This window comes from Variovorax sp. Soil_C_33, assembly GCF_057656935.1.
Map to the genome: position 1 here is coordinate 226,181 of NZ_JBDGJK010000006.1, position 23,568 is coordinate 249,748.

General features: G+C 67.1%; 23 protein-coding genes and 1 tRNA gene. 14 read left to right on the plus strand and 10 right to left on the minus strand.

The annotated features are described in order from the left end of the window. Positions 1–48 precede the first annotated feature (48 nt). From serS to AC3A6B_RS11960, 3 genes are all read left to right on the plus strand, one after another. Positions 49–1,380, plus strand: a complete 1,332-nt coding sequence (gene serS, locus AC3A6B_RS11950; protein ID WP_487836912.1) for a serine--tRNA ligase — start codon at positions 49–51, stop codon at positions 1,378–1,380. A gap of 45 nt (positions 1,381–1,425) precedes the next feature. After that, positions 1,426–1,515, plus strand: a tRNA-Ser gene (locus AC3A6B_RS11955). A gap of 182 nt (positions 1,516–1,697) precedes the next feature. Beyond that, positions 1,698–1,991, plus strand: a complete 294-nt coding sequence (locus tag AC3A6B_RS11960) for a hypothetical protein (protein ID WP_487836913.1) — start codon at positions 1,698–1,700, stop codon at positions 1,989–1,991. Here the strand turns inward: AC3A6B_RS11960 and AC3A6B_RS11965 are convergent. Further along, on the minus strand, positions 1,988–2,347 hold the full coding sequence (locus tag AC3A6B_RS11965) for a hypothetical protein (RefSeq protein ID WP_487836914.1): 360 nt from the start codon (positions 2,345–2,347) through the stop codon (positions 1,988–1,990). The two genes, AC3A6B_RS11960 and AC3A6B_RS11965, sit on opposite strands and share 4 nt — an antisense overlap. A 470-nt stretch (positions 2,348–2,817) precedes the next feature. Here AC3A6B_RS11965 and AC3A6B_RS11970 point away from each other — a divergent pair, with 470 nt between their 5' ends. Next, positions 2,818–3,252, plus strand: a complete 435-nt coding sequence (locus AC3A6B_RS11970; protein WP_487836915.1) for a hypothetical protein — start codon at positions 2,818–2,820, stop codon at positions 3,250–3,252. 148 nt (positions 3,253–3,400) lie between these two features. Beyond that, positions 3,401–3,607, plus strand: coding sequence for a hypothetical protein (locus AC3A6B_RS11975; protein WP_487836916.1), 207 nt, complete (start codon positions 3,401–3,403; stop codon positions 3,605–3,607). Positions 3,608–3,626: 19 nt separating this feature from the next. Here AC3A6B_RS11975 and AC3A6B_RS11980 read toward each other — a convergent pair whose 3' ends face one another. Next, entirely contained in the window at positions 3,627–3,755 is a 129-nt protein-coding gene (locus tag AC3A6B_RS11980) for a hypothetical protein (RefSeq protein ID WP_487836917.1), read from the minus strand. A gap of 56 nt (positions 3,756–3,811) precedes the next feature. On the opposite strand from AC3A6B_RS11980, the gene AC3A6B_RS11985 reads away from it, so the two are divergent. Both AC3A6B_RS11985 and AC3A6B_RS11990 read left to right on the plus strand, forming a co-directional pair. Next, positions 3,812–4,252 (plus strand): CBS domain-containing protein, encoded by a 441-nt coding sequence (locus AC3A6B_RS11985; RefSeq protein WP_487836918.1) that lies wholly within the window; start codon positions 3,812–3,814, stop codon positions 4,250–4,252. Between the two features lie 22 nt (positions 4,253–4,274). Next, positions 4,275–4,901 (plus strand): class I SAM-dependent methyltransferase, encoded by a 627-nt coding sequence (locus tag AC3A6B_RS11990; RefSeq protein WP_487836919.1) that lies wholly within the window; start codon positions 4,275–4,277, stop codon positions 4,899–4,901. Here AC3A6B_RS11990 and AC3A6B_RS11995 read toward each other — a convergent pair. Beyond that, positions 4,898–5,914: a class I fructose-bisphosphate aldolase gene (locus tag AC3A6B_RS11995; RefSeq protein ID WP_487836920.1), complete on the minus strand. Its 1,017-nt coding sequence runs from the start codon at positions 5,912–5,914 to the stop codon at positions 4,898–4,900. The two genes, AC3A6B_RS11990 and AC3A6B_RS11995, sit on opposite strands and share 4 nt — an antisense overlap. Before the next feature lie 117 nt (positions 5,915–6,031). Here AC3A6B_RS11995 and AC3A6B_RS12000 point away from each other — a divergent pair, with 117 nt between their 5' ends. The 3 genes from AC3A6B_RS12000 (at position 6,032) to shkS (ending at position 12,732) form a co-directional block, all read left to right on the plus strand. Next, positions 6,032–10,855: an NAD-glutamate dehydrogenase gene (locus tag AC3A6B_RS12000; RefSeq protein WP_487837005.1), complete on the plus strand. Its 4,824-nt coding sequence runs from the start codon at positions 6,032–6,034 to the stop codon at positions 10,853–10,855. Between the two features lie 111 nt (positions 10,856–10,966). Next, on the plus strand, positions 10,967–11,170 hold the full coding sequence (locus AC3A6B_RS12005; protein WP_487836921.1) for a hypothetical protein: 204 nt from the start codon (positions 10,967–10,969) through the stop codon (positions 11,168–11,170). A 125-nt stretch (positions 11,171–11,295) separates the two neighbouring features. Then, on the plus strand, positions 11,296–12,732 hold the full coding sequence (shkS, locus tag AC3A6B_RS12010; RefSeq protein ID WP_487836922.1) for a surface-behavior sensor histidine kinase ShkS: 1,437 nt from the start codon (positions 11,296–11,298) through the stop codon (positions 12,730–12,732). 126 nt (positions 12,733–12,858) lie between these two features. Here shkS and AC3A6B_RS12015 read toward each other — a convergent pair whose 3' ends face one another. From AC3A6B_RS12015 to AC3A6B_RS12045, 7 genes are all read right to left on the minus strand, one after another. Further along, positions 12,859–13,461, minus strand: coding sequence for a response regulator transcription factor (locus AC3A6B_RS12015; protein ID WP_487836923.1), 603 nt, complete (start codon positions 13,459–13,461; stop codon positions 12,859–12,861). Between the two features lie 63 nt (positions 13,462–13,524). Further along, positions 13,525–14,850 carry a tryptophan--tRNA ligase gene (locus AC3A6B_RS12020; RefSeq protein ID WP_487836924.1) on the minus strand — a complete coding sequence of 442 codons (1,326 nt, stop codon included), beginning with the start codon at positions 14,848–14,850 and terminating at the stop codon, positions 13,525–13,527. A 10-nt stretch (positions 14,851–14,860) separates the two neighbouring features. Continuing rightward, positions 14,861–15,532: a site-2 protease family protein gene (locus tag AC3A6B_RS12025; protein WP_487836925.1), complete on the minus strand. Its 672-nt coding sequence runs from the start codon at positions 15,530–15,532 to the stop codon at positions 14,861–14,863. Positions 15,533–15,568: 36 nt separating this feature from the next. Beyond that, positions 15,569–16,204, minus strand: a complete 636-nt coding sequence (locus AC3A6B_RS12030; RefSeq protein WP_487836926.1) for an L-threonylcarbamoyladenylate synthase — start codon at positions 16,202–16,204, stop codon at positions 15,569–15,571. Between the two features lie 16 nt (positions 16,205–16,220). After that, positions 16,221–17,165, minus strand: a complete 945-nt coding sequence (locus AC3A6B_RS12035; protein ID WP_487836927.1) for a DMT family transporter — start codon at positions 17,163–17,165, stop codon at positions 16,221–16,223. Beyond that, positions 17,162–18,016, minus strand: coding sequence for a 3',5'-nucleoside bisphosphate phosphatase (locus AC3A6B_RS12040; RefSeq protein WP_487836928.1), 855 nt, complete (start codon positions 18,014–18,016; stop codon positions 17,162–17,164). The genes AC3A6B_RS12035 and AC3A6B_RS12040 overlap by 4 nt, the downstream gene beginning before the upstream one ends. Before the next feature lie 26 nt (positions 18,017–18,042). Then, positions 18,043–19,071, minus strand: a complete 1,029-nt coding sequence (locus tag AC3A6B_RS12045; RefSeq protein ID WP_487836929.1) for a transporter — start codon at positions 19,069–19,071, stop codon at positions 18,043–18,045. 162 nt (positions 19,072–19,233) lie between these two features. On the opposite strand from AC3A6B_RS12045, the gene ppk2 reads away from it, so the two are divergent. The 4 genes from ppk2 (at position 19,234) to urtA (ending at position 23,474) form a co-directional block, all read left to right on the plus strand. Further along, complete coding sequence (ppk2, locus tag AC3A6B_RS12050) at positions 19,234–20,151, plus strand: polyphosphate kinase 2 (protein ID WP_487836930.1); 918 nt, start codon at positions 19,234–19,236, stop codon at positions 20,149–20,151. 59 nt (positions 20,152–20,210) lie between these two features. After that, a complete protein-coding gene (locus AC3A6B_RS12055) occupies positions 20,211–21,257 on the plus strand; it encodes an extracellular catalytic domain type 1 short-chain-length polyhydroxyalkanoate depolymerase (RefSeq protein ID WP_487836931.1) in 1,047 nt (348 codons plus the stop codon). Positions 21,258–21,261: 4 nt separating this feature from the next. Then, entirely contained in the window at positions 21,262–22,113 is an 852-nt protein-coding gene (locus tag AC3A6B_RS12060) for a lipase family protein (RefSeq protein WP_487836932.1), read from the plus strand. 89 nt (positions 22,114–22,202) lie between these two features. Next, positions 22,203–23,474 carry an urea ABC transporter substrate-binding protein gene (gene urtA, locus AC3A6B_RS12065; RefSeq protein WP_487836933.1) on the plus strand — a complete coding sequence of 424 codons (1,272 nt, stop codon included), beginning with the start codon at positions 22,203–22,205 and terminating at the stop codon, positions 23,472–23,474. The last annotated feature ends 94 nt before the right edge of the window (positions 23,475–23,568 follow it).

A 23,568-nucleotide genomic window follows, 5' to 3' on the forward strand; every position in this document is an offset into this window, starting at 1 on the left:
CCTTGGGTTAGGGGGGAAGGCGATCCTACGCCCGCCTAAAATCGCGCGATGCTCGATATCACTCTGTTACGCAAGGACCTCGCGTCGGTCGTTGCGCGCCTCGAAACCCGCAAGAAAAACCAGACCTTTCTCGACGTGGCCAGCTTCAGCGCACTCGAGGCCGAGCGCAAGACCCTGCAGACCCGCACCGAGGAACTGCAGGCGCGCCGCAATGCGCTCAACAAGCAGATCGGGCCGCTCAAGGCCAAGGGCGAATCGGTCGATGCGCTGATGACCGAGGTCAACGCGCTCAAGGCCGAACAGGAGTCGTCGGCCGTGCGGCTGGAAGCCATCCAGCCCGAATTGCAGGGCCTGCTGCTCGCGGTGCCCAATCTGCCGCATGCGAGTGTGCCGGTCGGAGATGACGAAACGGCGAATCTCGAAGTCCGTCGCTGGAGCCCGAAGGGCGGCAACGGCGCCGATGCGCCCGCGCTCGGCTTCGAAGCCAGGGACCATGTGGACCTCGGTACTCCGCTGGGCCTGGACTTCGAGACCGGCGTCAAGCTCGCGGGCTCGCGCTTCACCGTGATGAAAGGGCCGATCGCGCGCCTGCACCGCGCGCTCGCCCAGTTCATGCTCGACATCCAGACCGAGCAGCACGGCTACACCGAGTGCTACGTGCCCTACATCGTCAACGCCGACACGCTGCGCGGCACCGGCCAGCTGCCCAAGTTCGAAGGCGACCTGTTCGCCGCCAAGAAGGGCGGGCAGGACGGCGAGCCGGCGCCCGACCATTCGGCGCTCTATCTCATCCCGACCAGCGAAGTGCCGCTCACGAACTTCATGCGCGACGAGATCGTGGCCGAGTCGCAACTGCCCATCAAGCTCACCGCGCACACGCCGTGCTTTCGGTCCGAGGCCGGCAGCGCGGGCCGCGACACGCGCGGCATGATCCGCCAGCACCAGTTCGACAAGGTCGAGATGGTGCAGATCACGCATCCCGAAAAAAGCTACGACGCGCTCGAAACCATGACCGGCCACGCCGAGGCCGTGCTGCAAGCGCTGGAACTGCCTTACCGGGTGGTGCTGCTGTGCACCGGCGACATGGGTTTCGGTTCCAGCAAGACCTACGACCTCGAGGTCTGGCTGCCGGCGCAGAACACCTATCGCGAGATCAGCTCGGTCTCGAACTGCGAGGCCTTCCAGGCCCGCCGCCTGCAGGCACGCTTCAAGAACGCGCAGGGCAAGAACGAGCTGGTGCACACCCTCAACGGCTCGGGCCTGGCCGTCGGTCGCACGCTGGTCGCAGTGCTCGAAAACCACCAGAACGCGGACGGCTCGATCACCGTGCCGGAGGCCCTTCGGCCCTATCTGGGCGGATTGGGGGTGCTGCGGGCCTGAAAAGCGTCCAAAGCCTCTGCTAGAATCGCGGGCTCGACAGACACCGGAGAGGTGGCAGAGTGGTCGAATGTACCTGACTCGAAATCAGGCGTCCGTGCGAACGGACCGAGGGTTCGAATCCCTCCCTCTCCTCCAAGATAGCCCCAGCAAGGGGCTATTTTTTTGCCCCGCGGATGCCCACGCGGCATTCGCCGCATTGCTCCTACATCGTGCGCCCTTCGGTGCTGACATCCGGCCCGAGTCGATTCGTAACGATTCATTCACCAGCCCCATTTGCGTGGCAGGTCATGCCCGCAATTCCAAGCGAGAGGCGATTGATGAGTCCCAACAATTTCGATGACCCCACCCCGACGGTGGCCGACGAACTCAGCACCGTGGTTGACGACGCGGAGGTGATATCAAAGACGCTGCCTTCCACGCGGCGGCCGGCATGGCTGACGGATCAAGCCTGTCACGTGCTGAACGTGACTCGCGGTCATGTGGTTGAGCACCCAGCCCAGGCGGTATTGATCGCCGCTGCAGGGGGCGCTGCACTGTCCGCCCTGATCGCGTGGATGCATGACGATCGTTCTTCGGGCGGCCGGAGAGAACGACGCGCTCGAAACCATTAGGGTTTCGCAGGAAGACCGATGTCCTGCGAGCCGTAGGCGCTGTCGGCAACCGATGAACGAGAGGCCTTCCGCGACTCCTGGCGAAGGCTCGTCACCCAAAGTCGAGCATGGCGTTGCTCGCGGTTTTCGAAGCGCTCGGTGAAGCGACGGATGGCGGGGCGCTCGATCGCAGCGATCGTCATCCAGTCGGTGGTTCCGAAAGACTGAGATTCGGTGCACCGTTCGACCAGGGCAGGACGCAGCGCCAGGATGGATTCGACGGAAATGTTCGGGTCGGCGTCCAGTATCCGCAATGCGATCTTTGCCGCCTTGGGGCTGAGCTCCTGTACTTTGCGAAGATGAAAATCCGAGTCCATCGTGGCTCCTTAATGGCTTTGGCGTACAGCGACGTGTCAATATACAAGAAGTCGTAAAAAAATGTGAATATTTCACAGGCCTTGCTGTCGATCCGCGGGAGCGGGGAAAAAGGCCCGCCGAAGCGGGTCAAGGTCAGCCCTTCACAGATGAAAGGAGGGTTTGGAGGAACCAGGGCGACAGGGCCAATGTAGGTCCCGAGTTGGGAGCAATTTTGGAGAAAGGCAGGGGCCGTTTTCCACAGTCTTGTCCACTGCCGCGGCGGAGCACCTTCCGTCTCGATTTCATGCGACCAGCACGCCGCGCTGCAAAGTTGTACACATTTTGTAGTACATGTGGCGACGTCCTCCCAAGCGGCTACCGTCGCGATCTTGAGTCGACGCGGTCCGGCGGCTGGTGCTTACTTTGTCCGACAGCATCCGCCTACCCAACTCGCAGCATCGAGTTTTCCGTCGAGATCCCGGAGATCGCAATGGATTCACCTGTGGTGGTGCGCAAGAGGTACCAGCATTTTTTCGCCTGGACGTTCGTGTTCGCGACGGTCCTGGCGCTCGGCTTGTTCTGGGCGGAACTCGCCTTCCCGCCACCACCCGTGCCCGCCGCCGCGCCGGCCGCAGCTGCGGCGGGGACCGCGAATCCCAACGCCTTCGACCTGCACGACCTGCAACTGCTGGTGATGGTCGCCGCGCTGGTCGCAGCGCTCGCATCCTTCGCGGGCCTGGTCATCGCGACGCCGCTGGCATGGCTCGAAATTCGCAGAGAGCGCACACGGGCCGCGATCGAGTCCGCACTGAAGCGGCAGGACCGGATCGACCGGTTGGCCGCGGCGCGCATCGCGAGCTGGCCGGGCGGCATGGCCTCGCGCACCATCGGGCACCTGCACGGCCGCCTCTCCGGCGGCAGATGAGAGTGGCCTTCCAAAAAGTCACATCTTGCGGCTTGGCGTCCGGGCGGGCTTCCGCTATCGTTGCGCCTCGCCAGGGAGATCCCAGCCCCGCAACCCGTTAATCGGGTTGTCGTGTACGCAAGCGTCGAAAGCCAGGACGGAGATACACATGCGATTCCCCTATCTGGGCGCAGCACGCGTCAAGTACCTGCTCTCCATGTTCGAACACCGTCGTCTGATGAGCCGGAGCCCCACTTGGCCGGCGGTGCCGATGGCTGATTTCGCAGACACGCGCAAGGCCGGCGAGCCGGTCGACTGGCTTATCGAGACCCGGCCCGCGAACAAGGACTCCGGATCCTTCCAGGCGCAGCCCTAGTCGCCGCGGCCCTTCTTCTTCAAACCACCATCGGCGTCGCTGCGCCGTCCATCGAAACGATGGCGCCGGCGACGTAGCCCGCGCGCGGCGCACAGACGAAGACGACGGCGTTGGCGATGTCTCCGCCATCCTTGAAGCCTCCGTGCATTGATCCCGAGCTTGGAGTAGGCTGAAGGCGCAATGGCCCCTGCGGAGACATGACCTATGAAGACCGTGGCAGAAATCCTCAAAGAAAAAGGCGACCGGACGGTTCATACCATCGAACCCACGGCGTCGGTGTTGGAAGCCGTCGAGCGGATGGCACAGAAGAACATCGGCGCGCTGCTGGTCCTGGAGCAGGGCCGCATCGTCGGCATGCTGACCGAGCGCGACTACGCGCGCAAGGTCGTGCTGATGGCGCGCTCGTCCAAGGACACGCCGCTGCGCGAGATCATGACGACCTCGGTCATCTACGTGCGTCCCGACCAGACCAGCGAGGAGTGCATGGCCCTGATGACCCAGAGCCGCGTGCGCCATCTGCCGGTCATCGACGAAGGCAAGCTCGCCGGCCTGATCTCGATCGGCGACCTGGTCAAGGGCATCATTTCGGAGCAGAAGTTCATCATCGAACAGCTGCAGCACTACATCACCGGGGAGCGCGCCTGATCGCCGGCTGCGCTGCGATGCCGTGACCCTGACGGCCGAAGACCTCGAGCGGATCGCCGCGTCGACGCTCTCGCACTATGACCTGCGGGCCGAGGATTTCTGGGCCGCCACGCGCGATCACGACGTGAGCCAGAACATCGCGGCGCTGCTCGGGGCGATCGAGGCGCCGCCGCCGTTCGAGATCCTGGACTTCGGCTGCGGGCCCGGGCGCGATCTGCTGGCCTTCAGGCGGCTTGGGCATCTGGCGGTCGGGCTGGAGGGCGCGCCGCGGCTGGCGGAGATGGCGCGCGTCCACAGCGGCTGCGAGGTGCTCCAGCAGAATTTCCTCGAGCTGGATTTGCCGGCCGGCCGCTTCGACGGCGTGTTCGCGAATGCGGCGCTGTTCCACGTCCCGACGCAGGAGCTCCCGCGCGTGCTGCGGGAATTGCACGCGACGCTGAAGCCGCGGGGCGTGCTCTTCAGCTCGAACCCGCGGGGCGTTGGCCAGGAAGGCTGGAGCGGTGCGCGCTACAGCGCATTTCACGACCTGGAGGGCTGGCAGGGCTACATGTCGGCAGCCGGATTCATGGCGATCGACCACTACTACCGCCCCGCCGGCCTGCCGCGCGAGCAGCAGCCCTGGCTGGCGAGCGTGTGGCGCAAGCCCTAGTCGATGCTTTCCATCGACGCGCTGTACATCCCCATGGATGCGGCACCGTTCAATCGCGCGCGCTGGATCAGCGCATCCTGAGCCCGGCGCGCATTGGCCGGCTGTCCCTGCCAGGCCTGCATCGCCGTGTCCTGCAGCGCGCGCCCGTACGAGAAGCTCAGATGCCAGGGCTGGGCGCCCAGGCGGTTCATCGCGTCCAGGTTGGCGGTGGCTTCGGCCGGCGACTGGCCTCCGGAAAGGAAATTGATGCCAGGCACCGCCGCCGGCACCGCGCGCCGCAGGACGCGAAGCGTCTCGGCAGCCACGAGCTCCGGCCCGGCCTGCTGGGCGTGGGCCTTGCCCGGCACCACCATGCTCGGCTTCAGCAGCATGTGCTCGAGCGCCACCTCGTGGCGGTGGAGCGCGCCGAAGACCTCGTGCAGCACGGCCTGCGTGACCTGGGCGCAGCGCGCCAGCGTGTGATCGCCGTCGATCAGCACTTCGGGTTCGACGATGGGCACCACGTCCTCGGCCTGGCAGATCGCCGCATAGCGCGCGAGCGCTTCGGCGTTGGCCTCGATCGCGGCCCGGCTCGGCAACACGTCGGAAACGTTGTACACCGCACGCCACTTGGCGAAGCGCGCGCCATACTGCTTGTAGCCGTCGAGGCGCTGCGCAAGCCCATCCAGGCCCTGCGTGATCTCGTCGCCCGGCGCCAGCGCCAATGGAATCTTGCCGGCATCGACCTTGATGCCCGGCACGATCCCTTGGCGGGCGGCCAGCTGCGGCAGCGCTTCGCCTTCGTCGCTGCGCTGGCTCAGCGTCTCCTCGTACAGGATGACGCCGCTGATGAATTGGCCCAGCCCCGGCGCCGACAGGATCAGGCTGCGCCAGGCGCGCCGGTTCTCCTCGGTCGACTCGACGCCGATCGCCTTGAAGCGCTTGGCGATCGTCGGGCCGCTCTCGTCGGCGGCAAGAATGCCCTTGCCCTTCTGGACCAGCGCGTCCACAGTGGCTTGAAGTTCGGTGCTCATGGCGTGGCCCTCCGTTCGAGCTCTCCAGTCTCCGACGCCGGCCGCGGCAGCGCAAGTCATCCTTTTGCCCGTATTGCGATGTAGATTTAAGACGCCAACCCGGAGACAAGCATGCTGATGACCACCCAGACAGTCGAAACGGGGCGCAGGGACGAGCGCCTCGAAGAAGTGGTGCAACTGATTCGGGCCAAGGTCGCCGCCGAGTCGGCGGACGAACTCGCCGCCTTCGCGCGCCAGTATTTCGGCCAGGTGGACCCGGAAGACCTGGCCGAGCGCCAGGTGGCCGACCTGTACGGCGCGGCGCTTTCGCATTGGAGCTTCGCGCGCAAGCGCGAGCCGGGGCGTGCGAAGCTCAGGGTCTTCAACCCGACGATCGCGGAACACGGCTGGCAGTCCACGCACACCATCATCGAGATCGTCAATGACGACATGCCCTTCCTCGTCGATTCGGTGACGATGGAGGTCAACCGCAACGGGCTCACGCTGCACCTGATCATCCATCCGCTGGTGGCGGTGCGTCGCGGCGACGACGGCGTCCTGCAGGGCCTCGCGGGCGAGGGCGGCGCATCGTCCGCCGCCCGCCGCGAATCCTTCATCCATGTCGAAGTCGACCGCGTGCCCGAGCCGGCCCGGCTCGAGGCGCTGGCCGCCGACCTGACGCGCGTGCTCGGCGACGTGCGGCTGGCCGTGGTCGACTGGAAGAAGATGCAGGAGCGCGTGCTGGACATCGTCCGCGGCCTCGACGAGCGCGCGCCGCCGATTCCGCCGCAGGAGCTGGCCGAGGGCCAGGCCTTCCTGCGCTGGCTGGCCGACAACCACTTCACCTTTCTCGGCTGCCGCAGCCATGAGCTGGACAAGGTCGACGGCGAGGACGTGCTGAAGATCGTGCCCGATTCGAGCCTGGGCATCCTGCGCGACGGCCCGACGCCGAGCGCCAATGCCGCCTTCGCCGCGCTGCCGCCCGAGGTGCGTGCCCATGCGCGCCGTCCCGACCTGCTGGTGGTGACCAAGTCCACCTCGCGCTCCACCGTGCATCGCCCCGGCCACCTCGACTATGTGGCCGTCAAGCGTTTCGACGACGCGGGCCAGGTGTGCGGCGAGGACCGCTTCCTGGGCCTGTTCACCTCCACCGCCTACAGCGCGAACCCGGCCGAGATTCCGCTCCTGCGGCGCAAGGTCGCCAACGTGGTCGAGCGCGCCGGCCTGGCCGCAGGGAGCCACTCGGGCAAGGCGCTGATCAACATTCTCGAGACCTATCCGCGCGACGAGCTGTTCCAGACCAGCGACGACGAACTGCTGCACACCGCGACCGGCATCCTGCACCTGGGCGAGCGCCAGCGCTTCCGGCTGTTCGTGCGGCGCGATCCCTTCGAGAGATTTCTCTCCTGCCTGATCTACGCGCCGCGCGAGAACTACACCACCGAGCTGCGGCAGAAGTGGCAGGACATCCTGATGCGCGAGTTCAACGGCATCAGCTCCGAGTTCAACGTGCATCTGTCCGAGTCGGTGCTGGCACGCATCCACATCACCGTGCGCACCAAGCCCGGCAGCATCCCGCCCTTCGACGTGCGCGAGGTCGAGCAGCGCCTGGTGGCCGCCGCGCGGCGCTGGGACGACGACCTGAAGTCGGCCTTGATCGAGTTGGCCGGCGAGGCGCGCGGCAACGAGCTGCTGCGCCGCTTCGGCGGCGCCTTCCCGGCCGGCTACCGCGACGAGTTCGCCGCGCGCGCCGCCGTGCACGACATCGAGCTGATGGCACAGTTGAGCGATGCGCAGCCCCTCGGCATGAACCTCTACCGCCCGCTCGAGGCGCCGCCCGGCATGCTGCGCTTCAAGCTGCTGCGGCGCGGCGAGCCGCTCACCCTGTCGGCCAGCCTGCCGATGCTCGAGCACCTGGGCATGAAGGTGCTCGACGAGCATCCGCACCGGCTCGCGCCGCAGGGTGCGGCGCCGATCTGGATCCATGATTTCGGGTTGCAGAGCGCGATCGGCGATGCCGACATCGAAGTCGATGCGCTGCGACCGGTGTTCGAGGAAGCCTTCGGCGCGGTGCTGAACGGCGAGGTCGAGAACGACGACTTCAACCGCCTGGTGCTGGCAGCGCGCCTGCCGGCGCACGAGATCGTGGTGCTGCGCGCTTATGCCAAGTACATGCGGCAGATCGGCTTCGCGCTTTCGCAGTCCTTCATCGAAAGCACGCTGGTGGGCAATGGACCGATCGCGCGCGCGCTGGTCGAGCTGTTCAAGCTGCGCTTCGATCCGGCGCAGGCCGCCGGCGCCGACGACAAGGTGCGCGAGATCGAGGCCGCGCTCGAGCAGGTAGCCAATCTCTCGGAGGACCGCGTGCTGCGCCAGTACCTGGCGCTGATCCTGGCCACCACGCGCACCAGCTTCTGGCGCCGCGACGCGGCCGGCAAGCGGCGCAGTTTCGTCTCGTTCAAGTTCGACTCGCCGAAAGTGCCCGACCTGCCGGCGCCGAAGCCGATGTTCGAGATCTTCGTCTACTCGACGCGCTTCGAGGGCGTGCATCTGCGCGGCGGCCGCGTGGCGCGCGGCGGGCTGCGCTGGTCCGATCGGCCGGAAGACTTTCGCACCGAGGTGCTGGGCCTGGTGAAGGCGCAGATGGTCAAGAACACGGTGATCGTGCCGGTGGGCTCCAAGGGCGGCTTCGTGCTCAAGCGCGCACCCGCCGCGAGCGACCGCGATGCCTTCATGCGCGAAGGCGTGGCCTGCTACCAGGACTACTTGCGCGGGCTGCTCGACATCACCGACAACCGCGTCGGCGATGCGATCGTGCCGCCGCCGCAGGTGCGCCGGCACGACGAGGACGACCCCTACCTGGTGGTCGCGGCCGACAAGGGCACGGCCACCTTCAGCGACTATGCCAACGGCATCAGCAAGGAATACGGCTTCTGGCTCGGCGACGCCTTCGCCTCCGGCGGCTCGGTGGGCTACGACCACAAGGTCATGGGCATCACGGCGCGCGGCGCCTGGGAGTCGGTGAAGCGGCACTTCCGCGAGATGGGCATCGACACGCAATCGACCGAGTTCACCGTCGCCGGCATCGGCGACATGTCGGGCGACGTGTTCGGCAACGGCATGCTGCTGTCGCCGCACATCCTGCTGGTGGCGGCTTTCGATCACCGGCACATCTTTCTCGATCCGAGCCCCGACGCGGCGAAAAGCTTCGTCGAACGCGAGCGCCTGTTCAAGCTTGCGCGCTCCTCGTGGGCCGACTACGACGCCAGGCTGATCTCCGAGGGCGGCGGCATCCATGCGCGCAGCGCCAAGTCGATTCCGATCACGGCGCAGGTGAAGCAGGCGCTCGACATCAAGGCCGATGCCCTCACGCCCACCGAGCTCGTCAACGCGATCCTCAAGGCGCCGGTGGCGCTGATCTACAACGGCGGCATCGGCACCTACGTGAAGGCGACGAGCGAGAGCCACGCGCAGGTCGGCGACCGCGCCAACGACGCGCTGCGCGTCAACGGCCGCGAGCTGCGCTGCAAGGTCTTCGCCGAGGGCGGCAACCTCGGCTGCACGCAGCTCGGACGCATCGAGTACGCGCTCGCCGGCGGGCGCATCAACACCGACGCGATCGACAACTCCGCCGGCGTCGACACCTCCGACCACGAGGTCAACATCAAGATCCTGCTCGGCCTGCCGGTCACCGAGGGCGAGCTCACCGAGAAGCAGCGCAATGCGCTCTTGCCCGAGATGACCGACGACGTGGCCGCGCTGGTGCTGCGCGACAACATCTTCCAGACCCAGGTGCTGTCGGTCACCGGCCGCATCGCACCGCAGCTGCTCGATGCGCAGACGCGCTTCATGCAGTACCTCGAGAAGGCCGGACGCCTGAACCGCGCGATCGAGTACCTGCCTTCCGACGAGGAACTGGCCGAGCGCCGCGCGCAGGGCCAGGGCCTGGCCAGCCCCGAGCGCGCGGTGCTGCTCGCCTACAGCAAGATCTGGCTCTACGACGAGCTGCTGGCCTCGCCGCTGCCCGACGACCCCTGGGTCGCGACGGCGCTCGCGCGCTACTTCCCGGCGCTCTTGCGTGAAAAGTTCGCAAGCTACATGCCGCGCCATCCGCTCAGGCGCGAGATCATCGCCACGCACGTGACCAACAGCACGATCAACCGCGTCGGCAGCACCTTCGTGCACCGCCTGGCCGAGACCACCGGCGCGCGCGCCTTCGAGATCGTGCGCGCCTACCTGATGAGCCGCGAGATCTTCGGCATGGTGCCGCTGTGGCTGGCGATCGAGGCGCTGGACAACCAGGTCGACGACGAGGTGCAGTCGAGCATGCTGATCGACACCAGCCGGCAGCTCGAGCGCGGCACCATGTGGTTCCTGCGCTCGCGGCGCTTGACCGAGGACATGGCCGCGACGATCGAGCACTTCAAGCCTAACGTCGATGCGCTGTCGGCGCGCCTTGCGCAGCTGCTCGATGCCGAAGAGCGCAGCCGCGTCGATGCGGCGATGGCGCACTACGTCGCCAAGGGCGTGCCGCACGAACTGGCCGAGCGCGTGGTCACCTTCGGCACGCTCTATGCCACGCTCGACATCGCCGAGATCGCCGGCAGCGCGCGCTGGCCGGTGGAACTGGTGGCGGCCATCTACTTCGACCTCGCCAACCGGCTCGGCATGCCCTGGCTGCGCGACCGGATTGCTGCGCTGCCCGGCGACCAGCATTGGCAGGCCTTGGCCAAGGGTGCGATGCAGGACGACCTGTCGGGGCTGCAGCGCTCGATCACCGGCGCGGTGCTGGCCGGCGGCGGCGAGAGCGAGTCGCCGGCGGCGCTGGTCGAGGCTTGGCAGGCCAGCAACGGCCGCACGCTCGAGCGCGCGGCGCAGCTGCTGGGCGAACTGCGCGCCGTGGCGGCGCCCGATGCGGCGATGCTGGCGGTGGCGCTGCGCGAATTGCGGGCGCTCGGATAGCCGCGGGCCTCGCTGCTCAGGGTAAGGCCCGATCCTGCCCGTGCCGTTCCATGCCTTGCCATACGCCACAATTCCGGCAAGAAGACCGCTACAAGCGGGCAAGGAGGAGAAATGGCGTACGAGCTGCTGAGGCGGATCATCGCGGGCGCATTGCCGATGAGGGTCACGCACGAGGAGGACATCGAACACCTGCGCATCCTGCGCGACGCGGGTTACGTCAAGGCGGACATTCCGCTGGACGACGGAACGGCCGCAGTCGTCAACGCAGTCACGCCGCTGGGGCGCACGGCGATGCGCTACTTCGGCGGCGGATAGGGGGTCCTCCTTCGTGCGCAGTTAAGATCGCCTCGTCGCCGCCGCAGGCGCGGTGGGATGCAGGGCCCCTCGCGAGGGGCTTTTTTTTTAATGGCCGGGCTGACAGTGGGAGAGGGCAGTGAGCCATGATCGGTAATTCGTCATTCGCAGGCTTGGGCAACTCGTCCTTTGCGAGCCTCACGCCGGCGCCGGCATCCGCCGACGAGGCCGAACCGTGGGTGCGCGGCGAGCTGATCCGCAGCCTGATGCGGGCATCGCGCGGCTCGTACCTGCTGGCTGCGGCCCTGATGCCGGCCATGGTCGGCCTGAGCTGGGGCCATGTGCCGCCGTGGCAGCTGTTCGCCTGGCTCGCCATCGGCATCGGCGCCACCGCTTGCCGCATCTGGGGCGAGCAGCTCTACGGCCGGCACTACGCAGACCGCGACTCGGCCGCCCAGCAGTATTTCGTCGAGCGCTACCGCTTTCTCTGGAGCGCCAGCGCCTTCGCCTGGGGCCTGTCGATCCTGATCTTTTTCGAGCGCACGCCGCTTGTGAACCAGTTCATGAGCTGGCTGATCGTCGCCGGGGTGGCGACTTTTCCGCTCAACGGACTGGCGCTGCATCCGCCGCTGCTCAAGCGCTACGTCAACACCCTGTTCGTCACGATGCTGTTGGCAATCGTCTTCCGCGTGATCGAGCTCAAGTTCGAACGGCCGCACTTCCATTACGGCTTCCTGCTGCTGCCGGGTCTGCACTGGTGGCTGCTGCTGCGCGCGGGGCGGCGCATCCACGAGACGGCGCGCAACAGCTTCGAGCTGCTGTTCCACAACCACATCCTGATCAACTCGCTCACGCAGCAGCGGCAGGCGGCGGTGTCGGCGGTGGCGATGAAGAACCGATTTCTGGCGAGCGCGGCGCACGATATGCGCCAGCCCGTGCTGGCGCTCTCGCTCTACGCCGACTGGCTGCGCAACGAGCCCGAGCTGGTGGCCGAGATCGCACCCAAGATCGTGCGTGCCACCCACGCGGTCAATGCGCTCTTCGATTCGCTGTTCGACCTCGCGCGCATCGATTCGGGCCAGGTGCGGCTGCACATCGAGCGGGTGGACGTCGCCCAGCTGCTGCACGACCTCGAGCTGCAGTACCGGCCGGTGGCCGAGGCCAAGGGATTGACCTTTCGCATGCACGTGAGCTCCGGCACCGTGCTGACCGACCCGATCCGCGTGCGCCGCATGATCGGCAACCTGCTGGCCAACGCGATCAAGTACACCGCCGAGGGCGGCGTCCTGCTGGCCTCGCGGCACACGCGCGACGGCCTGCGCGTGGAGGTGTGGGACACCGGCATCGGCATCGCGCGCGAGCACTTGCGCGACGTGTTCCTGGAGTTCTACAAGGTGGCCGACCATGCCGGCACCTCCGACGGCTTCGGCCTGGGCCTGGCCATCGTGGCGCGGCTGTCGCATGCGCTCGGGCATCCGGTCAGCGTGCGCTCCAGGCTGGGTCGCGGGAGCGTGTTCCGGGTGGCGCTGCACGATGCCGACGAATCCCAGGCCCAGACGCGCATTTCGGGCGCTGTGGGCTAGTAAAAAGGCCGCGTTCAGCGGCCTTTTTGTTCCAGGAACACCGCGGAACCGGCTTTGCCGGGCCACTGGTGTTGCCCCCGGTCAGGGGGTTGGCGGCTACACGAAGTGAGCAAGCCTGGGGGAGAGCTAACTGTTGCTCGAAAGCAGACCGTTGGTGCGTGCGTGGTGCAGCGCCTGGGTGCGGCTCTTCACGCCGAGTCGCCGGAACAGGCGCCACAGGTGGACCTTCACCGTGTGCTCGCTGATGTCGAGCTCGGTCGCGATGTCGCGGTTGCTCATGCCCTGGTCGAGCATGGCGATCAGCTGGGTCTGGCGCTTCGAGAGCTTGCTGTTGGCGGCGGCCACCGGCTCTTCGGCGTCGGTGTCGGCCATCAGGAGGCCGCGCAGCGCGGCCGTGAGCTCCGCGGAACTGGCCGACTTCTCGATGTAGGTGTCGGCGCCGGCCTCGATGCAGGCCTCTTCCATGTCGGCTGCCGGCGAAGCCGAGTAGACCGCGACCGGAACGTCGGGGTAGATCTGCTTCACCGCGATCACGCCTGAAACGCCTGTCACATCGGGCAGTTTCAGGTCGAGGCAGAACAGGCCCGGCGCGCCGTGCTGCTTGACGGCGCTGGCCAGTTTGTCGAGCCGTTCCAGCTCCACGATGTTCTCGGCCGGCCGCAGGCGCCGCAGCACCATCACGATGGCGTCGCGCATCAAGGGGTGATCGTCGATGACATAAATACTCATAACTTTTTTCTCACTGTGTGCGCGCTGGCCGGCGGTGCCGGTCGTCATCGCGCGGGATCTTCCCTAGTTCTTCTCGTTTGCAGCCTCGGATGCAAGCGCTTCCAGGGCCTCCGTTGCCGTTCGCATGCCTGCATTGTCGATCGGTTCGAGCTGTGCGGCGATCAGGGCCAGTCCGGCGCCGCGCTGCTCGCGCAGCATGGCGATGGCCCGACCCGCCTCCTGCGGCGACGCGAAACCCAGACTTTGTATCAGTTGTACGCCGGTCGCGTCGAGCAGCTTGAAATAAAAAAGCCCATCTTTTTCGCGGTATTGCTTGAAGCTCGGCCGTGCGGCCTTGGCCGCCTTGCGGGCCGTGCCCTGGCTCCCGGCCCCCAGATTGCGTAAGCCGACGGCATGGCGCAGCTCGGCCATGAAGGGGCGGGAAAGCGCTCGCGCCTTCTCGGCGCCGGCCAGCAGGATCTTCTCGATCTGCGCCGGATCATTGAGCAGGGCATCGTAGTGTTCGCGCATCGGTGCGATCTCGCGGTCGATGCGCTCGAACAGGATCTGCTTGGCATCGCCCCAGCCGATGCCGTCGGCGTAGGCTTTGCGCAACGCTTCGGTTTCCTCGCTGTCGGCGAAGGCCTGGTAGATCTGGAACAGCGCCGAGCCCTCGGTGTCCTTGGGCTCGCCGGGCGCGCGCGAATCGGTCACGATGCCCGCGATGAGCTTCTGCAGCTGGGCGCGTGGGGTGAAGAGCGGGATTGTGTTGTCGTAGCTCTTGCTCATCTTGCGGCCGTCGAGGCCGGGCAGCGTGGCCACCGCGTCGTCGATCTCGGCTTCGGGCAGCGTGAAGTGCTCGCCGTAGAGGTGGTTGAAGCGCTGCGCCATGTCGCGCGCCATCTCGATGTGCTGCACCTGGTCGCGGCCCACCGGCACCTTGTGGGCGTTGAACAACAGGATGTCGGCGCCCATCAGCACCGGGTACATGAAGAGGCCGGCGTTCACGTCGGCATCCGGGTCCTCGCCGCGCGCGATGTTCTTGTCCATCTGCGCCTTGTAGGCATGGGCGCGGTTCAGCATGCCCTTGCCGGTGACGCAGGTCAGGAACCAGGTGAGCTCCGGAATCTCGACGATGTCGGACTGGCGGTAGAAGGTGACGCGCTCCGGGTCGAGTCCGCAGGCCAGCCAGCTGGCGGCGATCTCGAGGGTCGAGCGCTGGATGCGCGCCGGCTCGTCGACCTTGATCAGCGCGTGGTAGTCGGCCAGGAAGTAGAAGCTCTGCACATGGGCCTGGCGGCTGAAGCGCACCGAATGGCGCACCGAGCCGACGTAGTTGCCCAGATGCGGCGTGCCGCTGGTGGTGATGCCGGTGAGGAAGCGGACGGGAGCGGTGGAAGACGTTGCCATGGAAGAAAGCTCAGCGCAGCAGGGCCGTGAGGGGCGAGATCAGCAGGTTGATGGCCTGGTAGCCGAAGCCCATCAGCGGACGCAGCCACCAGGTGCTGACGATGCCGGCGATGACCAGGCCCATCACGATGAAGAAACCGTAGGGCTCGATGCGCGCGAGGAAGTCCTGCGCGCCGCCGCGCGGCAAGAGGCCGGCCAGTACCCGGCCGCCGTCGAGCGGCGGCAGCGGAAACAGGTTGAAGGCCCACATCACGAGATTCACCAGCACGCCGCCTTGCGCCATCTTGATGAAAAAGGTTTCATCGACGCCGGTGGCGACCAGGCCGACCAGCAACAGCGCCCACAGGATGGCCTGGATGAAATTCGAAGCCGGCCCGGCCAGCGCCACCCAGATCATGTCGCGCTTCGGGTTGCGCAGCTGGCCGAAATTGACCGGCACCGGCTTGGCATAGCCGAACAGGAAGGCGCCGGAGGTCGCGAAATACAGCAGGAGCGGCATCAGGATGGTGCCGACGGGGTCGATGTGCTTGACCGGGTTGAGCGTCACGCGCCCCATCACGTAGGCCGTGTTGTCGCCGAGGTAGCGTGCCACGTAGCCGTGGGCCGCCTCGTGCACCGTGATCGCGAAGACCACGGGCAGTGCGTAGATCAGCACGGTTTGAATCAGGTTTGAAATATCCACCAACCCATTGTCTCAGACCGGCCAGGGAGGTCGGGCTCAAAGGCCAAGCACCGCCAGCGTGCCGCGGCCCTGGCGCACCAGGACCGGATCGCCGCCCGTGCCCATGGGCGTGAGGTCGACCACCGTGGTCGGCTCCGAAGGGCAGGCGCCGGCGTCGATCACGGCGCCGATCTGCTTTTCGAAGCGCTCGCGGATCAGCTGTGCATCGTTGAGCGCCTCGGTTTCGCCGGGCGGGATCAGCGTGGTGGCCAGCAGCGGCTCGCCGTGCAGCATGAGCAGTTCGCCCAGCACCCGGTGGTCTGGCACGCGCAGGCCGATGGTCTTGCGCTGCGGATGGCTGACGCGCCGCGGCACTTCCTTGGTGGCTTCGAGCAGGAAGGTGTAGGGCCCGGGCGTGGCCGCCTTGAGCAGCCGGTACTGCTTGTTGTCGACTCGCGCGTAGTTGGAAAGCTCGCTCAGGTCGCGGCAGATCAGCGTCAGGTGGTGCTTCTCGTCGACCTGGCGGATGCGGCGCAGCTGGTCCACCGCGTCCTTGTCGTCCAGGTGACAGGCCAGCGCATAGCTCGAATCGGTCGGCACCGCGACGATTTCTCCGCGCGCCAGCAAGGCTGCCGCCTGCTTGAGCAGGCGCTGCTGCGGGTTGTCGGGGTGGAGTTCGAAGTACTGGGCCATGATTCATTCTGCCGGTTCAAGATTCCGCAGGCTCTATGGGCACCCGGCGCTCGCGCACCGTGAGCCAGGCGCCGGCCGCGCCGCAGATCGCGATCATCGAGATGCCGATCAGCGACAGCCGGTCCGGCACCTGCGAGAACATGAGCCAGCCGCCCAGCATCGCAAACGCGATCTGCGCGTAAAGGTAGGGCGTGAGCGTGGAGGCGGGCGCGCGCTGGTAGGCCAGGATCAGGATGAAATGGCCGACCGTGCCCATGAAGCCCATCAGGCACAGCAGCGCCCACCATTGCCATCCCGGCAGCGCCGTCCAGGCGAAAGGCACGACGACCGAAGCGATCAGCGTGCCGACCCAGCCGGTATAGAAGTGCATCGTGAGCGGATTCTCGGTTTGCGCCAGCTTGCTGGTCAGCACCTGGAACCAGGCATTGGTGAGCACCAGTCCGATCGGCAGCAGCACCGCCCAGCTGAAGGCCTCTCCGCCCGGCCGCAGGATGACCAGCGTGCCGGCGAAGCCGCCCGCCACCAGCGCCCAGCGCAGCGGCGAGACCTGTTCCTTGAGCGTGGTGGCGGCCAGGAGCGTGATGACCAGCGGCGCGATCAGCACCACCGAGGTGAATTCGGCCAGCGGCATGTAGCGCAGACTGACGAAGGCCAGCACGCTCGACGTGAGCAGCAGGGCGCCGCGCAGCAGTTGGTACTTGGGATGCTGGGTGCGCAGCAGCGCGGTGCCGTGCTTCGGCAGCAGCACGACCGTGGTCGCCACCGCCTGGAAGGCGTAGCGGAACCACACGCCCATCAGGATCGGCACACCCGCGGTCGAGAGCTTGGTGGCGGTGTCAAGCGTCGCGAAGCAGGCCACGGCCAGGATCACGAGCCCGATGCCGGCCAGGATGCGCTCGGATGCGATGTCGCGCGTGCTCTTCCGGGCAGCCAGGCCGCCGCTCGTGGACGGCCCGGTCACTGGATGCGGTGCTCCAGCAGCTCCCACACCGGCGTGAGCTTGCCGGGGAGCCAGGGAAGTTTGCCCAGGTCGCAATGACTCTCGTCGGGGCTGTGGAAGTCGCTGCCCCGCGAGGCGGCGAAGCCGAACTCCAGCGCCTTGTCGGCGTATTCAACGTATTCGGCCGGCGAATGGCTGCCGGTGACGACCTCGATCGCGCGGCCGCCGTGCTCCTTGAATTCGAGGAAGAGGGCGTACTCCTCGTTGGCCGTGAACTTGTAGCGGCCGGGATGGGCGATGACGGCCAGGCCCTTCGCACCGGTGATCCATCGCACCGCATCCTTCAGCGTGGCCCAGCGATGCGGTACGTAGCCGGGCTTGCCTTCGGTGAGGAATTTGCGGAACACCTCGTTGGTGTCGCGGCAGTGGCCCTGCTCGACCAGGAAGCGGGCGAAATGCGTGCGCGAGATGAGCTCGGGATTGCCGACGAACTTGAGCGCGCCTTCGTAGGCACCATGGATGCCGACCTTGGCCAGGCCTTCGGACATCTCCATCGCGCGTTTGCCGCGGCCGCCGCGCGTGTCGTAGAGGCCCTCGCTCATCGCCGCGTCGTCGGGGTCGAAGCCCAGGCCCACGATGTGCACCGTTTCGTCGGCGAAAGTGACCGAGATCTCGGTGCCGGTGAGGTACTTCATGCCCTGCGCGCGGGCTGCCGCGGCGGCGCGGTGCTGGCCGCCGATTTCGTCATGGTCGGTCAGGGCCCAGAGCTCGACGCCATTGGCGGCGGCGCGTGCCGCCAACTCTTCGGGGGTCAGGGTGCCGTCGGACACCACGGAGTGGCAGTGCAGGTCTGCATTGAGGATGGAAGACACGCCACGATCTTATTCTTTTCGTCCTTTCAGCGTTTCTTGCGGAATGCGACCCAGGCGGCGATCACGGTGAAGCTCAGCACGATCGCCACCACCAACCAGAAACCGTGCTTGTCCTCGGCCAGCGGGATGCCGCCCACGTTCATGCCGAACAGGCCGGCCAGGATGTTGATCGGCAGCGCCAGCACGGTCACCACCGTCAGCACGAACAGGCTGCGGTTGTTGTCCTCGTTGACATTGGCCGCGATCTCTTCCTGCAGCAGCTTGATGCGCTCCTGCAGCGCCCCCATGTCGCGCAGCACCACCGAGAACTCCTCGGTCGAGCCGCGCAGTTCCTGGGCATCGGCCTCGGCTATCCAGGCCGGCGGGCGCTGCAGCAGCCGGAACAGCGCCGCCGGTTCGGGCGCCAGCAGGCGCTGCAGCCGCACCAGCAGGCGGCGCATCGCGCCGAGCCGGGCGCGCTTGTGGTCGAGGCGGCCGGCCAGGAGTTCGTCCTCGATCGTGTCGATGCGCGCTGTCACGCCGCGCACGATGTTCACCAGCACCTCGGCCTGCACGCGCAGCAGGTGTTCGAGCAGCTCGGTGGTGGAGCGCGGCGCATCGCCGGCCTTCACCGCCGTGCGTAGCGCGTCGACCGAGCGCAGCGGCTTGGCGCGCGCCGTCACCACCAGGCGCGGCCCGACGCTGATCCACAGGGTGGAGATGTCCGAGGGCTCGAAACTGAATTCGAAATGCACATCGTTGATGACCGCGATCAGCGAATCGTCGGCGCGCTCGATGCGGGTCGAGTGCAGGCCGTCCTTCAGCGTCTCGAAGAAGGTGTCGGACAGGTCCGCGTGCCGCTGCAGCCACCGCTCGGCCTGCGCGTGGCTCAGGTTGAAGTGCAGCCACAGGAAGGCGCCGCTCGGCTGCTCGGCCTGCTGCAGCCAGGCGGCCGCGGCGGCCGAATCGATGGCGCGCGCCGGCTCTTCGGCCGCCGCGTCGAAGAGATAGCCGCAGATCAGGCCCGCTTCGTCTCCGCCATACGATGCGGTGGCGATATCCCGGGGTGAGGGCAAGGCGGAGCGGTTCAGAACGTCAAGGGTCGGAAGGCAGGCGAATCCCTCGAATGCTGTGCGCCTCATATGTCAGTATCGTGACGACACGCCGAATGCGCCTTTTCTGTCACGTGTTCGTCATGCAGGCGGGGCAGCATGGGGTTTTCCCGTTTCGAGCCGACCATGACGCTTCCCAGCCACCTCAGCGACCAGGAAGAACTGATGCAGCGCATCGCACGCGACCTGGTCGACAGCTACGATGAGGAGTTCGAGCTCGAGATCGAGGACCGCAACCTCGATGAGCTCGAATCGGGCCGCACCGCCGACAAGGCGGCGCGCCAGGCCTATTTCAAGGAGCTCTTCCGCCTGCAGGGCGAGCTCGTCAAGCTGCAGGACTGGGTGCAGCACAGCCGGCAGAAGGTCGTGATCCTGTTCGAGGGCCGCGACGCGGCGGGCAAGGGCGGCGTGATCAAGCGCATCACCCAGCGGCTCAATCCGCGCGTGGCCCGCGTGGCGGCGCTGCCGGCGCCCAACGACCGCGAGCGCACGCAGTGGTACTTCCAGCGCTACGTGGCCCATCTGCCGGCCGCGGGCGAGATCGTGCTGTTCGACCGCAGCTGGTACAACCGCGCCGGCGTCGAGCGCGTGATGGGCTTCTGCACCGACGACGAGTACGAGGAGTTCTTCCGCACCGTGCCGGACTTCGAACGCATGCTGGTGCGTTCGGGCATCAAGCTCATCAAGTATTGGTTCTCGATCACCGACGAGGAGCAGCACATGCGCTTCCTGGGCCGCATCCACGACCCGCTCAAGCAGTGGAAACTGAGCCCGATGGACCTGGAATCCCGCCGCCGCTGGGAGGAATACACCAAGGCCAAGGAGACCATGCTCGAGCGCACCCATATTCCCGAGGCGCCCTGGTGGGTGGTGCAGGCGGTCGACAAGAAGAAGGCGCGCCTGAACTGCATCAGCCACCTGCTGGGCCAACTGCCCTACCACGAAGTGCCGCACCCGCCCATCGAACTGCCTGCGCGGGTGCGCAATGCCGACTACCTGCGCCAGCCGGTGCCGGAGTCGATGTACGTGCCCGAGCTGTACTAGGCTGGGCGCAGAAGCTGCTAAGGTGTGCTGGGCCGGTGGATCCGGCCTATGCATGCACCATGGCCCGTCGTCCCCCGACCTTCGCTTCTTCGGCATTCAGTCGCGCCTACCAGCGCAGCCTGAAAGCGCTCACCAATGCCACGCTGCGCAGCGGCACGCGCATCGCGGGAGAGGTGACGCGCGCCGCCGCCAAGCAGCTCAAGCCGCCGCGCGGTCCCGGCGACTGGCTTTCCGGCATGGCCCTCGGCCCCGGCGGCGCGCGCCGCTATCACTTGTACCGGCCGCCCGATCTCCAGAGCGGTGAACGCTTGCCGCTGCTGGTGATGCTGCACGGCTGCGGACAGACCGGGCGCGACTTTGCGGTCAGCACGCGCATGAACCTGCTCGCGGCGCGCGAGCGCTTCTTCGTGCTCTACCCCGAACAGGACCGGCTGGCCCATCCGCAGGGCTGCTGGAACTGGTACGACCGGCGCTCCGGCAAGGCCGACGCTGAAGCCGCGACCCTGATGGCCGCGCTCGACCAGGCGTGCACGCTCTATCCGGTGGATCGCGAGCGCGTCGCCGTGGCCGGCCTCTCCGCCGGCGCCAGCATGGCCGCCCTGCTGGCGACGCGCTATCCGGTGCGCTTCAAGGCGCTGGCCATGCACTCCGGCGTGGCGCCAGGCGCCGCCCGCTCGCCGGCCACCGCGCTGGGCGCGATGCGCGGGCGCCACGTGCCGCCCATGCCCGCGACCGCGGTCGGCAAGGCGATGGGCGCCGCGGCTGTCTTCACCACGCTGCCGCCCCTGCTGGTGCTGCATGGCGACGCGGACGTCGTGGTTTCGGCCAGCAATGCGGGCAGCACGGCGGAGGTCTGGGCCACGGCCACCGCCGCCAAGCCCGGCGCCGAACGCACGCTGCAGCGCGGCAAGCGGCATGCGATGCGCGTGACCGAGTTCAAGCGCAGCGGCCGCACCTTCGTGATGCTGTGCCAAGTGGCCGGCCTCGGCCATGCGTGGAGCGGCGGGGCGCCGCGGCTGCCCTTCAGCGACGCCGCCGGGCCGAACGCCACGCGCCTGATCTGGGCTTTTGCGGCCAAGCAGTTCAAGGCGGCCGCGACGGCCTGACGCCATGCCCGGCGTTTCTTACGACCCCAGTCGTACCGCGCTCTACTCGCCCGAGCGGCGCGAGACGCTGTTCGAGCCCGGCGGGAGCTACACGCCCACGCAATGGGCTGTCGAGGCCGCGCGGCTCGCCTACTACCGCGCCGAGACTTCCGAGGCCGAGCGGCGGCGTTTGACCGAGGCGCTGCGCCACGCCGGCTTCAGTGCGCCGACGCTCATCGCGCACGCCGAGACCCACGGCTTCGCCTTTGCCGCGCTGCATGCCGACGGCAGCGCGCTGGTCGCATTCCGCGGCACGCAGCCCGACGAGATTCGCGATCACGCGACCAACCTGCAGGCGCACCAGGTCGACTGGCCCGAAGCCGGCGGCCGCGTGCACGCGGGCTTCGCGCGTTCGGCGCGCGCCCTGTGGCCCGCGGTGCGCGAGTGGGCGGAAGGCGAGGCTGCAGGCCGCAGCGCCTTGATCCTCGCCGGCCACAGCCTTGGCGGCGCGCTCGCGACGCTGATCGCGACCCTGCTGCCGCCGACCCTGCTGGTCACGCTGGGCTCGCCGCGCGTGGGCAATACCGAGTTCGTCGCGTCCCTCGCCGGGGTCGAGATCGTGCGCCTGGTCGACGGCTGCGATCTCGTGACCCAACTGCCGCCCGCGTTCTCGCTCTATGCGCATGCGGGGGCCACCAGCTACATCACCTGCGCCGGCGAGTGCCTGCAAAACCCGGACGCCGGCTTCATCGAGGCCGACCGCACCCAGGGCCGCACCCGCTATGTGGTCGACCATGCCTGGCGCCACGGCGCGGTGCTGCTGCGCGACCTGGCGGACCATGCGCCGATCAACTATGCGAGGGCGTTCTTCAACTGAGGCCCCGTACGCCACCCGGCGTATTCCCGCTCTGTGACCGATTCCGCAGACTCCCTCCATCGTTCCAACCAACAGGAGAAGGAGTCTTCATGCAACAACGTCGTTTCACCCTCAAGGCGCTCACCGCCGCCGTGGCGCTTGCCAGCTTGTCCGCCGTGCCGGCCTTCGCGGCCGACACCATCAAGGTCGGCGTGCTGCACTCGCTGTCGGGCACCATGGCGATCTCGGAAACCGTGCTCAAGGACACCGTGCTCATGGCGATCGACGAGATCAACGCCAAGGGCGGCGTGCTTGGCAAGAAGCTCGAGCCCGTGGTGGTCGACCCGGCCTCCAACTGGCCGCTCTTCGCCGAGAAGACCAAGCAGTTGCTCGGCCAGGACAAGGTCTCGGTGATCTTCGGCTGCTGGACCTCGGTGTCGCGCAAGTCGGTGCTGCCGGTGGTCGAGGAAATGAACGGCCTCCTGTTCTACCCCGTGCAGTACGAGGGTGAAGAGCTCAGCAAGAACGTGTTCTATACCGGCGCGGCGCCCAACCAGCAGGCCATCCCGGCGGTCGACTACCTGATGAGCAAGGACGGCGGCGGCGCCAAGCGCTGGGTGCTGCTGGGCACCGACTACGTCTATCCGCGCACCACCAACAAGATCCTGCGCGCCTACCTCAAGAGCAAGGGCGTGAAGGACACCGACATCGACGAGAAATACACGCCCTTCGGCCACAGCGACTACCAGACCATCGTGGCGGACATCAAGAAGTTCTCCTCCGGCGGCAAGACGGCCGTGGTGTCGACCATCAACGGCGACTCCAACGTGCCCTTCTACAAGGAACTCGGCAACGCCGGCCTGAAGGCCAAGGACGTGCCGGTGGTCGCCTTCTCGGTCGGCGAAGAGGAACTGCGCGGCGTCGACACCAAGCCGCTGGTGGGCCACCTGGCCGCGTGGAACTACTTCATGTCGATCAAGAACCCGACCAACACGGCTTTCATCAAGCAGTGGAGCGACTACGCCAAGGCCAAGAACATCGCCGGCCACAAGGACAAGCCGCTGACCAACGACCCGATGGAAGCCACCTACATCGGCATCCACATGTGGAAGCAGGCGGTCGAGAAGGCCAAGAGCACCGACACCGACAAGGTGATCGCGGCGATGGCCGGCCAGACCTTCACCGCGCCTTCGGGCATCGTCTCGAAGATGGACGAGAAGAACCACCACCTGCACAAGAGCGTGTTCATCGGCGAGATCAAGGCCGACGGCCAGTTCAACGTGGTGTGGAAGACGCCGGGCCCGGTCAAGGCCAAGCCGTGGAGCCCGTACATCGAAGGCAACGACAAGAAGCCGGACCAGCCGGCCGGGAAATCTCTCTAACCCCCAGCCTCGCCCACTTCGTGTGGCTCAGACACCCCCTTTCAGGGGGCAACACCAGCGGACCGGCAAAGCCGGATCCGCGGTGTTCCTGGAA

Coding starts and splice junctions, on each gene's coding strand:
- AC3A6B_RS11995 (WP_487836920.1), bottom strand. CDS start 5,914: ATGAGCACCGAACTTCAAGCCACTGTGGACGCGCTGGTCCAGAAGGGC.
- AC3A6B_RS12055 (WP_487836931.1), top strand. CDS start 20,211: ATGGCCCGTCGTCCCCCGACCTTCGCTTCTTCGGCATTCAGTCGCGCC.
- AC3A6B_RS11985 (WP_487836918.1), top strand. CDS start 3,812: ATGAAGACCGTGGCAGAAATCCTCAAAGAAAAAGGCGACCGGACGGTT.
- AC3A6B_RS12060 (WP_487836932.1), top strand. CDS start 21,262: ATGCCCGGCGTTTCTTACGACCCCAGTCGTACCGCGCTCTACTCGCCC.
- AC3A6B_RS11980 (WP_487836917.1), bottom strand. CDS start 3,755: ATGCACGGAGGCTTCAAGGATGGCGGAGACATCGCCAACGCCGTCGTC.
- shkS (WP_487836922.1), top strand. CDS start 11,296: ATGATCGGTAATTCGTCATTCGCAGGCTTGGGCAACTCGTCCTTTGCG.
- serS (WP_487836912.1), top strand. CDS start 49: ATGCTCGATATCACTCTGTTACGCAAGGACCTCGCGTCGGTCGTTGCG.
- AC3A6B_RS11970 (WP_487836915.1), top strand. CDS start 2,818: ATGGATTCACCTGTGGTGGTGCGCAAGAGGTACCAGCATTTTTTCGCC.
- AC3A6B_RS12000 (WP_487837005.1), top strand. CDS start 6,032: ATGACCACCCAGACAGTCGAAACGGGGCGCAGGGACGAGCGCCTCGAA.
- AC3A6B_RS11960 (WP_487836913.1), top strand. CDS start 1,698: ATGAGTCCCAACAATTTCGATGACCCCACCCCGACGGTGGCCGACGAA.
- urtA (WP_487836933.1), top strand. CDS start 22,203: ATGCAACAACGTCGTTTCACCCTCAAGGCGCTCACCGCCGCCGTGGCG.
- AC3A6B_RS12030 (WP_487836926.1), bottom strand. CDS start 16,204: ATGGCCCAGTACTTCGAACTCCACCCCGACAACCCGCAGCAGCGCCTG.
- AC3A6B_RS11965 (WP_487836914.1), bottom strand. CDS start 2,347: ATGGACTCGGATTTTCATCTTCGCAAAGTACAGGAGCTCAGCCCCAAG.
- ppk2 (WP_487836930.1), top strand. CDS start 19,234: ATGACGCTTCCCAGCCACCTCAGCGACCAGGAAGAACTGATGCAGCGC.
- AC3A6B_RS12005 (WP_487836921.1), top strand. CDS start 10,967: ATGGCGTACGAGCTGCTGAGGCGGATCATCGCGGGCGCATTGCCGATG.
- AC3A6B_RS12020 (WP_487836924.1), bottom strand. CDS start 14,850: ATGGCAACGTCTTCCACCGCTCCCGTCCGCTTCCTCACCGGCATCACC.
- AC3A6B_RS11975 (WP_487836916.1), top strand. CDS start 3,401: ATGCGATTCCCCTATCTGGGCGCAGCACGCGTCAAGTACCTGCTCTCC.
- AC3A6B_RS12015 (WP_487836923.1), bottom strand. CDS start 13,461: ATGAGTATTTATGTCATCGACGATCACCCCTTGATGCGCGACGCCATC.